Raw genomic sequence first — 12,566 nt, 5'->3', positions numbered from 1 at the left:
AACTCGCAATGACCAGCCTCAGCCATTGTGATGACAATTCGGGCGGTAACTACCTTTTAACTAGGGACTTCATACCCAAGACGCGCGACCAGCGCGCACAAGTCGATCCACAACTGTGGTGGGAATCTCTTCAATCGTCATCCCGACAAGAACGTGATCGCGCCACTGCCCGTCGACGTCGAGGTACCGGCGGAGAAGTCCCTCTTCACGGAAGCCGACGTTGTGGAGCACAGCGCGGGAGGACGAATTCTCCGGACGAACAGTTGCCTCGACGCGATGCAATCCCACCTGTGAGAAGGCATGGTCCAGCGTGAGCGCCACCGCAGCTGTCGCCACACCACCACCCGTGACGTCGGACGCAACCCAATAACCCACCCAGGCGGAACGCAACGCGCCGCGAACGATGTTGCCGATGGTGATCTGCCCGCAGTAATTGCCGTCCAGCTCGATCACCCACGGAAGTATCCGGCCCTTGCGCGCCTCGGATCGAAGACTTCCGCACAACGACGGCCACACGGTGATGTGATGCCGGGCGTCCCACGGCGATTCACCGGTCGGTTCCCACGGCTCGAGATGCTCTCGATCCCGAATGCGCAATCTGCTCCACGCAGACGCGTCACGCAACCGAATCGGCCGGACGGTGACCACACCGGCAGCCACACGAATCGGGCCCAGCTTCTCGGGCCATCCGGGATGGACTGACATCACACCTCATTCGGTTGGAAAGTCGAAGCGGCGCACCGGAAGTAAACCAGCCGTGACTCAGCCACGTTGGGCGAGAAATGCGACGTCGACTTCTTCACCGATCTGCACTTCGGTGACATCACGGTCGACAAGAACCAGGCAATTCGCTTCGGCCAACGTCGCCAACAGATGGGACGACGCACCGGCAGCACCACCGAGCGCCTGGACCAGGTACTCCCCTGTTGCCTCGTCGCGCATCAACTGTCCACGCAGGAATCCCTTGCGGTCCGCGATCGACGTAATCGTTCCCACTGTCCGAGCCTTCACGATGCGGCGCATCGGCTGTCGACGACCAAGCGCGATCCGGATGAGCGGCCTGACCATGACCTCGAACACCACGAGTGCACTGACCGGATTCGACGGCAGCAGAAAGGTCGGTACCTCGTCGCGCCCGAGCTGACCGAACCCTTGAACTGATCCGGGATGCATCGCGACCCGCTCGACCTCGAGCGTGCCCAGCTCGGACAGGGCATCGCGGACCTCGTCGGACGCCCCACCGCCGACAGCGCCCGCGATGACCACGATCTCGGATCGGATCAATTGTCCCTCTACGACCTCACGCAACCGGCGAGCATCCGATCCGGCAATGCCGACCCGATTGACGTCGGCTCCGGCGTCACGAGCGGCCGCAGCCAGAGCATACGAATTCACGTCGTAAACCTGGCCCGGTCCGGGAGTTCGGTCGATGTCGACCAGTTCGCCGCCGACGCTGATGACCGAGAGCCGCGGACGCGGATGCACCAGAACTTTGTCCCGGCCCACCGCCGCGAGAAGGCCGACCTGGGCGGCGCCGATGATGGTTCCCGCCCGAACAGCGACATCGCCCGGTTGCACGTCGTCACCAGCGCGTCGTACGTAGTCGCCCGAGCGCACCGGCGCAAAGACTCGCACGCGCGCGCGGCCACCGTCGGTCTGCTCCAGCGGCAGAACCGCATCGGCCAGTGTGGGCAGCGGTGCCCCGGTGTCGACGCGAACAGCTTGCCGGGGCTGTAGCCGGATCGGCTGACGCGAACCGGCCGTGACTTCACCGACGACGGGGAGGCTCAAGTCGATCGGCTCGCCGTCCTCGCCGCGAAGATCCGTTCCGGCCCCCGCAACATCGACGCTACGGACTGCGTATCCGTCGATGGCCGCCTGATCGAACCCTGGCAGCGGCCGCTCGGTGACCACTTCCTCGGCACACAGCAACCCCTGTGCCTCCGAAATGGCGACACGAACCGGCCGGGGCGCAACTGCAGCGGCTGTGACCCTGGTCTGCTGCTCCTCAACCGACCGCATATGGACTGCGTCCTCCTACTTTGTCGCGAAACTCGTGTTACCCGCAGCCCATGATGCCTTGCCACACGATTGGCCGGTCATCTCGATCCTGCGTCAACTGCTGTGCGGAGATGTCCGAAAACTGAATTTATCGTTCGAGACGAGCAACCAACCACTCTCGCAACGACGGTCCGTAATCATCCATGTCCAGTGCGAAGTCAACCGCAGCGCGGAGGTAACCGCCGGGATTTCCGAGGTCGTGTCGAGTACCGCGATGAACGACGACGTGCACCGGGTGGCCTTCGGAGATGAGAAGCGCGATGGCGTCGGTCAGCTGCAACTCACCACCGGCTCCGGGCTTGATGCGTCGCAGTGCGTCGAAAATGGCGCGATCGAGCAGGTATCGACCGGCGGCGGCAAACGTGGACGGTGCATCCTCCATAGCCGGCTTCTCGACCATTCCGACGACTTTGAGCACGTCAGGGTTGGTGGCGTCCGGCACGATCTCGACGTCGAAGACGCCGTACGCGCTGACTTTGTCCTTCGGAACGTCGATGGCGCACAAAACCGAACCGCCACGCTTGGCGCGCACCTTGGCCATGGTTTCGAGCACACCTCTAGGCAACACGAGATCGTCGGGCAGAAGAACCGCGATCGCATCCTCGTCGTCGTCGAGGACAGCCTCGGCGCAACCGACCGCGTGTCCCAATCCGAGTGGCTGATCCTGGATCACGGAGTCGACTTCGAGGAGTCCGGGTGCCTTACGCACCTTGGCCAGTAGAGCGAGCTTTCCACTCGCCTCCAGCTTGCTTTCGAGGACAAGATCCTCGACAAAATGCGCGACAACCCCGTCTTTGCCGGGCGAGGTCACGATGACCAGGCGCTCAGCGCCCGAATCGGCGGCCTCACCGGCAACCAGTTCGATACCCGGTGTGTCGACGACCGGCAGCAATTCCTTGGGAACGGTCTTGGTGGCCGGCAGGAAGCGGGTACCCAATCCGGCAGCAGGAACCACGGCCGTGCGAAAGGCCTTCTTGTTGCTAGCGACCACGTCTGTCATGCCAACACCCTAACGGCAGCTTGTTACCCAATGGTCAGCACGATGCATATCGTGAAGTGGTGGAACCCCGAGAAAAAGCGCAATGGCGACAATCCGTCCTGACTGAGCGGCGTGCGTTATCCGAGCAAATTCGGAGCACCGAATCATCAGCTCTCGCGGTGCACGCTCTTGATCCGGCAATCCCGGGGACGACAGTCTGCGCCTACGTTCCGACCCGGACCGAACCAGGAACCACGGACCTGTTGGACGCGCTCGCAACCGTCGCTGACCGAGTTCTCCTGCCGATCACCGGCGCACCCGGACCCCTGTCCTGGGTCGAATACACGGGCGTCGACGCACTTCGCCCCGCTGCATACGGGCTGCGTGAACCCGTCGGACCGGTACTGCCACCGGAAACGATTGCACTCGCCCACACCATTTTCGTCCCCGCCCTCGCGGTGGATCGGCGAGGCACTCGACTGGGACGCGGCGCCGGTTATTACGACCGCACCCTGGGCTTGGCGTCCCCGACCGCGAGGCTCGTCGCGATAGTTCGCGACTGCGAACTGGTGGAACGGCTCCCCGCGGATCCCCACGACATTCCGATGGGTTGGGCACTGACGCCGGCTGCGGGTTGGACCCGACTGGACCGATGAGGCGAACGCCACCATTTCCCGCACAGTGGGAATAGACACGTAATTAGCACTGTTGGCACTGTCACTTGTAGAGTGCTAAGGGCTGCGGTGTCAGAACTGGCTCGACAGCACTCGCCAGACCTGATGAAGCACTTAGATCACAATGCGGAGGAAGCCCGGTGCCTACCTACTCATACGCATGTACGGAATGTGACAACCGTTTCGACATCGTCCAGTCGTTCAGCGAAGATTCGCTGACGGTCTGCCCAGCCTGCTCCGGCAAGCTCCGCAAGCTGTTCAACTCGGTGGGCATCGTGTTCAAGGGCAGCGGTTTCTACCGCACCGACAGCCGTGGTGGATCCGGCACGGCCAGCGAACCCGCCAAGAGCGATTCCGCTCCGGCCGCAAAGTCCGAGTCGTCGACCAAGTCCGAGTCGTCCTCGTCGTCGACCAGCACTCCGGCTCCGGCAAAGGCTGCCGCCAGCTAGTTCGAGCACGACTTTCTCCACAACCGCGAGGTTGTCCACAGTCAGATATCGGTAGGGCCGAAAGCACGCTTTCGGCCCTACCGTTCGTCTATGCGACAACCATTCCTGTCCGGGCTGTTCCGCGCGCGATCTCGGACTAGCGGTCGATCCAGATCACAGAATTTCGGTGAAGTCGATCTCACGCCCAGCGTCGTCGACCGCTTTGTTGCGATTGCAAAGCCGAACCGTGTGCGAGGCTCGACGGTTCGAAAAATCGCCGCACTCACTCTTGCCGTGCTGGGGATTGCGCTGCTGTTTCGCGGCGATCCGGACTCCGATACCGTCCGGGTTGTCACCGCGGCCCGCGATGTCATTCCCGGACAACTTGTCACCACCGACGACCTGGGAATCAGCGAGTTCCCGGCCGATCATCTGCCTGACGGGACGCTCACCGAGGTCGGTGACGTGGTGGGCAGCACCGTCGCCGGGCCCGTTCGCCGCGGGGAAATCGTCACCGACGTCCGGGTTCTCGGGTCACGCCTGGCCCGCGAGTCAACGGGAACCGACGATGCGCGAATTGTCCCGGTCCGCCTCGCGGATGCCGCAGTTTCGGACATTGTCCGTAGCGGCGACATTGTCGATGTGCTCACAGTCGGTCCCGACACTCCGAACGAGCAGACAAACGACAGCAACCCCACGATTCTTGCGTCCGACGCCGTTGTTGTTCTGGTCACCGCTGCGGAAAGTACACGTAACCAGCGAGAACAGGTGATCATGCTGGCATTGCCCACCGAGGCTGCCACCCGCGTCGCGGCTGCATCACTCGTCAACGCCATCACCGTGACGTTCAAGTAAGCGAACACATTGGTGCTTGCTCCTTTAGGATTTTTGCATTCGGATCCCTCAGGGGACCGACAAAGTTCACCTCACACACAATTCGGGGGATACCGAAATGCTCAAGGGATTCAAAGACTTCCTGCTCCGCGGAAATGTTCTGGACCTCGCCGTTGCAGTCGTCGTCGGTGCAGCGTTCACCGCCATCGTCACGGCCTTCACGTCGAACATCATCAACCCACTCGTCGCAGCTATCGGCGGATCCGACGAATTGGGCTGGGGAAAGGAGATCATTGCCGGTAATCCCGAAACCTTCGTGAACATCGGTGCCGTGGTCACCGCGATCATCAACTTCGTCATCATCGCGGCAGTTGTCTACTTCGTGCTGATCGTTCCCGCGAACGCGGCCAAAAAGAAGTTCGTCACCGAACCCGAGGACAAGGAAGCCAGCGAAACCGATCTGCTCATCCAGATCCGCGACATCCTCGCTTCCGGTGCAACCGACCCCGACTCCGGCGCCCACGCCAAGAGCTTCGACTAGCGTCCACCTGAACAGATCAGGCCCGCCCCGGAAACTCCGGAGCGGGCCTGATCTGTTGTACGTCAACCGCCGTGATGCGGCGGAACCTGCCTGCGTAACCACTCGTCATCCGACGAACCCGGCGATCCCTGCGGATCACGCTCGTCGGACGTCGTCTCCGGGAACACATCCCCGAAAATGCGCGCCAAAGCCTCTTTGTCCACACGCTTCTTTACTGCGCGCGGTTCGTCGGACAACCCTTGGTCGTCGGACAACCCAGTTTCGTCGGACAACTTCTACTCAGCCCTCGAGGCTGGACAGTTCGGCGATCACATGGCCCGCCAAAGCCGTCAACGTTGCCATACCGTCACGGATCGCGGGACGCGTCGACGCCAGGTTGGCGACCACGGTGCTGCCCGAGACCCCGACCAAGCCGCGAGACAAGCCTGCTTCGAGCGATCCAGCGGACAACCCGGACGCGCGCAGCGCCTCGGCGATTCCCGGGATCTCCCGATCGAGCACCTCCGCCGTCACGTCCGGTGTCACGTCGCGCGGTGACACTCCGGTACCGCCGACCGAGATCACCAAGTCGACACCACCGATCACCGCAGTATTGAGAGCGTTCCGGATTTCCACCTCGTCGGCAGCAACTGCAACCGTCGCGTCGACGTGAAAACCTGCTTCGTTCAGCAGTTCCGTAACCAACGGACCGATGGAGTCGGTGGTATCACCGTGAGCAGTGCGATCGTCGACGATGACAACCAGGGCGCGGCCGGCCGATGTGGCTTCGAGTTCCATGACTCCTACCGTAGTGCCGCGCCCCGAATCAGTTGCGATCCGGCCGAAGATCGGGGTGATCGTCGGCCGATCGCCAACTGTCATCGTCCGCCTTGCGCCGGGGCGGTTCCCAGCGTGACGTCGACGGTCTTCTGCTGGCCACCGTCGGTGTAGGTGATCGACACCGTGTCGCCGGGAGCATGCGAACGCACCGCCGCGATGAGCGAATCACCGTCTGCGACAACACGATCGTCGACCTTCGTGATGACGGCACCCTTCGGGATTCCGGCCTTGGCTGCCGGACCGTCAGCGGTGACGTCCATAACCGTCGCGCCATCCGCATTGTCTTGCGACGGCACCGTCACACCGATCATGGCCTGAGTGGCCTTGCCGGTTTCGATCAACTCGTTGGCAACACGCCGCGCCTGATCGATCGGGATGGCAAAGCCGAGTCCGATCGACCCACCCTGCGTGCCCGACGACGCTCCGAGCGACGCGATGGCCGTGTTGATACCGATCAACTGTCCGTCCATATTGACCAGTGCGCCACCCGAGTTACCGGGGTTGATGGCCGCGTCGGTCTGCAGGGCGTCGATGACGGTGTTCTGGTTGCCGGACTCACCGCTGGTCGACACCGGGCGGTTGAGCGCCGAGATGATGCCCTCGGTGACGGTTCCGGCCAGCCCCAACGGCGAACCGACTGCAACAACCTGCTGACCGACCACTACCTCAGCCGAATTGCCCAGGTCGATCGGCGTCAGATCATTGCGGCCCTCGACCTTGATGACGGCGATATCGGAAACCGGATCGGCACCGACCAGGGTTGCCGATGCTTTGCTTCCGTCGGAGAACGACACACTCAGCTGCGCACCGGACGCGCCGGCGACGTGATTGTTGGTCAGGATGAGTCCGTCGGAGGACAGAATCACGCCGGACCCCTCGCCACCGGAGCCCTGGGCTGTGGCCACCTCGATCTGGACCACACTTGGCACGACCTTCTGAGCCACAGCCTGCACCGAACCGGCCGGTGCGTTGGACGTGTTGGTTGCCGTCGGCTTGGCAGCGTTGAGCGAATTGGTGACGGCAGCGCTGCCACCGTTGTCGTCCGCCACAATCGCGCCGACCGCGCCGCCGACACCGCCGCTGACCAGAACCAGGGCCAATGCGCCGGCTACCAGCGCCATGCGCTTCGACTTCGGCTTGGCCGGTTCGGGATCAGCGTTGGGTCCGCGCAGCGCTGGCGGGATCGGTGTGTCCGGACCGCCGGGTCCGGCGGGGCCGGCCGCGCTCGCTGCACTCTGATAGGGCGACTGCTGCTGGTGAGCAGCCTCATGCGCGCCGTAGTGCTGCCCGAACGACTGCGTGGGCTGGCCGTAGCCCGGCGCCTGATGCTGCTGGGTCGGGTAAGGCTGCTGCTGGGTCGGGTAGGCCTGCGTGGGGTTCTGCTGGGCAGGATTATGCGGGGCAGGATTCTGCTGGGTCGGGTAGCCCTGCGTCGGCTGGGGCTCGTTGCCTGGCTGCTCGGGCCGGTTGGGCCCAGTGTTACGGTCCTCGGTCATCGGCTCGCTTTCGTCTCGGTGACCACCTCATTGGTTGGTCACAACTCTGTTGACTACAAGACTGCCTTGCGCTGCTGAGAAGCCGCTGAGACTCACCTGTCACTTTGCCCAGAGTTTGCACCGATAATTCTGTGCGCCCTGCACACTTTTCGAAAAGCACTCTCGCTGAACACATTACCTTTCGGTGTCCAGTTATTCGGCGATCGGACCCGGCTCTCCGGGAAGCACGATCCGAACCAGTGCCCCGCCACGCTCGGATTCCTCGATCGCGATGGTGCCACCGTGCTTGATCACCACCTGACGCACTATCGCAAGTCCCAGACCGGATCCCGGCATGGAACGTGCAGCGGTGGACCGGTAGAAACGATCGAACACCAACTCCCGATCTTCCTCCGGAATACCCGGTCCCGCATCACTGACGGTCAATTCCAACAGTCCCTGACCGACTGGACGCATCTCGACGCGCACCTGCTCGCCCTTGGGGCTCCATTTCGCGGCGTTGTCGAGGACGTTGAGTACGGCACGCGAGAGTCCCGCTTGATCGCCGTACACGAACCACGGCGTTGTCACGGCCTCGAATTCAATTTCGTTGCGGCGTCGACGCGCACGTTCGAGCGATCGTTCTACGACGTCACTGACATCGACCCGCTCGTACACCGTTTCGGGTGCGTCTTCTCGCGCGAGATCGACGAGGTCACCGACGAGAGTCGACAGTTCTTCGATCTGTGCCACGACGTCGGCTCGCAGTTCCGCCATGTCCTCGTCCGGAATTTGTGGTGCCCCTGGCCGGCTCGACGCGATCAGCAGCTCCATATTGGTGCGGAGCGACGTCAGCGGTGTGCGCAGTTCGTGACCGGCGTCGGCGACGAGACGACTCTGTCGTTCCCGGGATTCGGCGAGTGCCCGGAGCATGGTGTTGAAGCTCTCGGTGAGGCGCGCCAATTCGTCGCTGCCGGATACGGGGATCTGCGTCAGATCGTCGGTTCGGGCAACGCGCTCGGTGGCATCCGTCAACCGGGCGATTGGTCGTAACCCTGTGCGCCCCACTGTCGTACCTGCTACTGCGGCGAGTATGACGCCGCAGCCACCGACGACAAACAGCACCCAGGCAAGGCGATCGAGCACTGCGACGGTCGGCTCCAACCGCTGGGCTATCACCAACGTGCTGCCGTCGTGGGTTCGTTGCGCCAGCACGCGCTGGCCTTCGACGGTCCGCAGTGACGACTCTGCGGTGCCGCGTGCGACGGCTAGTTCGGGTTCGCCGATCGGCACGTCGGAACCTGGCGGCTGATACGTATCGAGGTTCGAAAAGACCAGGGCCACACTGATATCGGTGGTGTACAGGGTGGCACCGGTGATGTACCGCGGATCGAAGCGCACGATGTTGCTGTCGATGAGAACCGATGCGCGAGTGCGCAACTGGTGATCAACGTCGGCATACAGTGCGCGTGAGACCACCGCATAGGCAGCGATGGCCATGACGGCGACAGCTACCGCAACGACGGACGCAGCCAGCAATGTGACTCGCCATCGCAGCGAAACCGATCGGGTCAACGGCATCGGCGGGCGCATCCCGGCCGCCGAGCTGTTCGATGTGGGAGAGGTTTTCGGCTCGGCGTTCTTGCCGAAGGGTGCAGCGATCACGGCGGCGTCTCCCGCAGGACGTAGCCGACACCGCGCACGGTGTGAATCAGCCTCGGTTCGCCGTCGGCCTCGGTCTTACGACGCAGGTAGCCGACGTAGACCTCGAGAGCGTTGCCGGAGGTCGGGAAATCGTATCCCCACACCTCCTCGAGAATGCGGCCACGGGTGAGGACTCGACGTGGGTTGGCCATCAGCATTTCGAGAAGCGAGAACTCGGTTCGGGTGAGGCTGATGGATCGCTCGCCTCGCCGAACCTCACGGGTCACCGGGTCGAGGGTGAGATCCTCGAAGGTCATCATCTCGGAGTCCGCGTCGGGATCCGGTGCGGTTCGCCGGAGCAGAGCGCGCAATCGGGCAAGCAGTTCTTCCAGTGCAAAAGGCTTGGGAAGGTAGTCGTCGGCACCGGCATCGAGACCGGCGACGCGTTCGCTGACGGAATCGCGGGCGGTGAGCACCAGGATGGGGAGATCGTCGCCGGCGCTGCGCAACCGGCGGCACACTTCGAGTCCGTCGAGGCGCGGCATCATGACGTCGAGAACGACGGCGTCCGGCCGGTTCGAGAGGATCTTCTCGAGCGCGTCGAGTCCGTCCACCGCCAGTTCGACCGTGTAGCCGTTGAAGCTGAGCGAGCGCCGGAGCGACTCGCGAACCGCCCGGTCGTCGTCGACCACCAAAATACGCATACCGACAGTTTGGACTGAAGTGCTGAGATAGGGCTGAGAGGGTCCCGTTCGGGAGGTTCGGCGTGTCGCGGTCAGTCTTCGGTTCGGCGTGGTCCTGGCAGGCTCCAATGACGCCACAGCGCAAGCAATCTGAAGACGGCGGCAAACGCGGTGCCGACCACGAGGGCCCCGTTCGTCGACAACCCCCACGCCGAGACTGTGACCACCAACGCAGCGCCGAGGAGCGCCGGGACGGCATAGAGGTCCTTGTGGAGCAGCAAGGGCACCTCGTTGACGAGGACGTCGCGGATCACGCCGCCGCCGATTGCCGCGGTGGCACCGATCAGCGTGGCAGCCAGTCCGCTGGCGTTGTTCTCGAGGGCGATGACGGTTCCGGTGCTGGCAAACAGGCCCATGCCCAACGCGTCGAGCGCCAGAATTTCGCGGCGCAGTCGGTTGAGCGGCTCATGCAGGTAGAACACCGCTAGCGACGTGAGCGCGGCCGTTCCGAAGTACGGCCAACTACTCAGCGAACTGGGTGGGTGGACGCCGAGTAGTACGTCGCGGACGATGCCGCCGCCGATGCCGGTGAACACGCCCACCGAGCACACCCCGAAAATGTCGAGACGCTTGGTGACGCCCACCAGAGCACCGGAAGCGGCGAACGCCACGATGCCCACCAGTTCGAGGATCGACAGCAGCACCGGCCAAGGATCGCACGGTCAGAGGCGATGAGGGTCGATCACCCCGAGTCGAACTGCTTTGACCAACCGGCGGGGAACCTTGTGAGTCCGACCGAAGGCTGTGACCTCGACCAGATCGGGCGGTGTCGCTTTCCACTGAGCCCGTCGACTGCGTGTGTTGGAGCGGGACATCTTCCGCTTGGGAACGGCCATCAGCGTGCCGTGTGCTTTCCGTAGCGACGCTCGAACTTCTCGACGCGGCCGGCGGTATCCATGACACGTTGCGCTCCGGTCCAGAACGGGTGCGAGTCGCTCGTGACGTCGACAACCAGCAGTGGGTAGGTGTTGCCGTCTTCCCACTGGGCAGTTCGGTCACTCGTCACGGTGGAACGGGTGAGGAAGCTCTTGCCGGTGCTGGTGTCCTGGAACACAACGGGGTGATAGTCGGGGTGCAGTTGCTTTTTCATTCGTTTGCCTCTCGGGTCGATTCGGTTTCTGCGTAGGGCGATTGGGATTCGTCGCATGGGTCCTCGTGGAACTCGCCGAACGGGTCGTCCCAGGTAGTCCACGATTTTTCGTCGGCCAGTTCCTCGTCGGTGACCAAAGCGTGTTGTAGCGTTCGGTCGATCTCGAGGGGGTTGGCATCGCACACCAGCACCACCATCGAGGTGTCGCGGTCGCCGAAACGGTCGTCCCATCTCAGCGCGGCCAGTGCGCGTCGCTCGACCGGCACGCCCTCCAGTTCCTCTGCGGTCATGGCCGCCAACCATGTGTCTGCACTTGCAACCCGGAGGCCGCCGCCTGCGGATTCCAGCCAGAGCGCTTCCCCGGGTTGCGTCGCCACCCACACTCGTCCGCGCGAGCACACGACGCCGTCGAGCAGGACATCAATTGCGTCGTGCAGACGTCCGGGGTGAAACGGGCGGTTGGCGGTGAACTCGATGAGCATCACGCCGCTGTCTTCCTCGAGCGGTGGCTGAAAACGCAGCAACGGCGAGTGGGCGTCGGAAAGTTCGCCGCGTCTGGAATCCTCGGGCACTGCGAGGAGCACCTTCTCGATGTCGCCGCCGGCATCGACGACGGGCGCCCGGGGCGCAAGCCGCGCCAGGACAGCCCGCAGACGCGTGTGTTGCCAACTGTCGAGATCTGCCATTCCCTGCACGACAAGTGCGTCGGCGAACTCGACCTGACCGACGACAACCTGCGCCAGTGTTCGATCGTCGTCGAGGGCTTCGTCGCTGAGGGCATCGGAAAGCCAGCTTTCGGCATCGATGCACGTCACAACGGCGTCGACGCGGACATCTCGCTCGGCCGGACCGTCCAGTTGGCCGACGACTCCGGCCACGACGACGTGCTCGATCGCCCAGCACAGTGCTTCGGGTTCGAGTTGCGGGTCCAGCAGCACGATGATGCGCGCAACCGAACTGCGTGCGTGTAGTCGACGCAGCAGCGGTAGCAAATCCTGACTGAGCGTGCAGGACACACAGCCGTGCGCGAGTTCGAGGATGGTCTCCCGTTCCGAGACCGTACTGCCGGCCACTGTCGTCCCGGCCACTGTTGTGATTGTCCGTCGCACTACTCCCTCGCGGACGTGACTCAGGTCGTGATGCACCAGCACCGTGCCGGCCCGCAGTAGTGCGCGTGCGGTCGGTGCGGTGGTTTCGCTCGTGCCGGCAACCAGGACCAGCGGAGTCCTGCCGTCCAGGATCGTGTTCACAGCGCGCCCTTTCTGGGAATGATTGTCA

Annotated in this window: 16 protein-coding genes; 4 read left to right on the top strand and 12 right to left on the bottom strand. The window is 63.4% G+C overall.

The features are described 5' to 3' along the window. Window positions 1-69: 69 nt before the first annotated feature. The 3 genes from V2B23_RS11255 to V2B23_RS11245 form a co-directional block, all read right to left on the bottom strand. Window positions 70-705, bottom strand: coding sequence for a GNAT family N-acetyltransferase (locus tag V2B23_RS11255; RefSeq protein ID WP_092806967.1), 636 nt, complete (start codon window positions 703-705; stop codon window positions 70-72). A 57-nt stretch (window positions 706-762) separates the two neighbouring features. Further along, window positions 763-2,022, bottom strand: a complete 1,260-nt coding sequence (glp, locus tag V2B23_RS11250; protein WP_378662574.1) for a molybdotransferase-like divisome protein Glp — start codon at window positions 2,020-2,022, stop codon at window positions 763-765. Between the two features lie 127 nt (window positions 2,023-2,149). Next, a complete protein-coding gene (locus tag V2B23_RS11245; protein ID WP_430950420.1) occupies window positions 2,150-3,061 on the bottom strand; it encodes a UTP--glucose-1-phosphate uridylyltransferase in 912 nt (303 codons plus the stop codon). Window positions 3,062-3,120: 59 nt separating this feature from the next. On the opposite strand from V2B23_RS11245, the gene V2B23_RS11240 reads away from it, so the two are divergent. The 4 genes from V2B23_RS11240 (at window position 3,121) to mscL (ending at window position 5,517) form a co-directional block, all read left to right on the top strand. After that, entirely contained in the window at window positions 3,121-3,696 is a 576-nt protein-coding gene (locus tag V2B23_RS11240; protein ID WP_430950419.1) for a 5-formyltetrahydrofolate cyclo-ligase, read from the top strand. A 158-nt stretch (window positions 3,697-3,854) separates the two neighbouring features. Next, on the top strand, window positions 3,855-4,163 hold the full coding sequence (locus tag V2B23_RS11235) for an FmdB family zinc ribbon protein (protein WP_138872371.1): 309 nt from the start codon (window positions 3,855-3,857) through the stop codon (window positions 4,161-4,163). A gap of 90 nt (window positions 4,164-4,253) precedes the next feature. After that, window positions 4,254-4,997 (top strand): SAF domain-containing protein, encoded by a 744-nt coding sequence (locus V2B23_RS11230; protein WP_430950418.1) that lies wholly within the window; start codon window positions 4,254-4,256, stop codon window positions 4,995-4,997. Window positions 4,998-5,094: 97 nt separating this feature from the next. Continuing rightward, the gene (gene mscL / locus V2B23_RS11225) at window positions 5,095-5,517 is read left to right on the top strand and encodes a large conductance mechanosensitive channel protein MscL (protein WP_430950417.1); all 423 of its coding nucleotides are present in this window, start codon (window positions 5,095-5,097) and stop codon (window positions 5,515-5,517) included. A 62-nt stretch (window positions 5,518-5,579) separates the two neighbouring features. Here the strand turns inward: mscL and V2B23_RS11220 are convergent, their stop codons facing one another. From V2B23_RS11220 to mrf, 9 genes are all read right to left on the bottom strand, one after another. Further along, window positions 5,580-5,789, bottom strand: coding sequence for a hypothetical protein (locus tag V2B23_RS11220; protein WP_430950416.1), 210 nt, complete (start codon window positions 5,787-5,789; stop codon window positions 5,580-5,582). A gap of 7 nt (window positions 5,790-5,796) precedes the next feature. Continuing rightward, on the bottom strand, window positions 5,797-6,294 hold the full coding sequence (locus V2B23_RS11215; protein WP_179300869.1) for a MogA/MoaB family molybdenum cofactor biosynthesis protein: 498 nt from the start codon (window positions 6,292-6,294) through the stop codon (window positions 5,797-5,799). A gap of 80 nt (window positions 6,295-6,374) precedes the next feature. Next, a complete protein-coding gene (locus V2B23_RS11210; protein WP_430950415.1) occupies window positions 6,375-7,832 on the bottom strand; it encodes a S1C family serine protease in 1,458 nt (485 codons plus the stop codon). Between the two features lie 192 nt (window positions 7,833-8,024). Next, complete coding sequence (locus V2B23_RS11205; protein WP_430950694.1) at window positions 8,025-9,473, bottom strand: HAMP domain-containing sensor histidine kinase; 1,449 nt, start codon at window positions 9,471-9,473, stop codon at window positions 8,025-8,027. Next, the gene (locus V2B23_RS11200; protein WP_430950414.1) at window positions 9,473-10,159 is read right to left on the bottom strand and encodes a response regulator transcription factor; all 687 of its coding nucleotides are present in this window, start codon (window positions 10,157-10,159) and stop codon (window positions 9,473-9,475) included. The genes V2B23_RS11205 and V2B23_RS11200 overlap by 1 nt, the downstream gene beginning before the upstream one ends. 71 nt (window positions 10,160-10,230) lie before the next feature. Then, window positions 10,231-10,842, bottom strand: coding sequence for a trimeric intracellular cation channel family protein (locus V2B23_RS11195; RefSeq protein ID WP_033234231.1), 612 nt, complete (start codon window positions 10,840-10,842; stop codon window positions 10,231-10,233). Between the two features lie 18 nt (window positions 10,843-10,860). Continuing rightward, complete coding sequence (gene rpmF / locus V2B23_RS11190) at window positions 10,861-11,034, bottom strand: 50S ribosomal protein L32 (RefSeq protein ID WP_430950413.1); 174 nt, start codon at window positions 11,032-11,034, stop codon at window positions 10,861-10,863. Then, window positions 11,034-11,288 (bottom strand): type B 50S ribosomal protein L31, encoded by a 255-nt coding sequence (locus V2B23_RS11185; RefSeq protein ID WP_430950412.1) that lies wholly within the window; start codon window positions 11,286-11,288, stop codon window positions 11,034-11,036. Before V2B23_RS11185 ends, rpmF begins: the two co-directional genes overlap by 1 nt. Then, window positions 11,285-12,538 (bottom strand): ribosome hibernation factor-recruiting GTPase MRF, encoded by a 1,254-nt coding sequence (gene mrf / locus V2B23_RS11180; protein WP_430950411.1) that lies wholly within the window; start codon window positions 12,536-12,538, stop codon window positions 11,285-11,287. The genes V2B23_RS11185 and mrf overlap by 4 nt, the downstream gene beginning before the upstream one ends. Window positions 12,539-12,566: the final 28 nt, after the last annotated feature.

It is taken from the genome of Rhodococcus sp. 24CO (genome assembly GCF_050586165.1).
Classification (GTDB): domain Bacteria; phylum Actinomycetota; class Actinomycetes; order Mycobacteriales; family Mycobacteriaceae; genus Rhodococcus_F.
The sequence above is the reverse complement of the archived record's forward strand: the minus strand, read 5'-3'. Positions and strand labels throughout refer to the sequence as shown.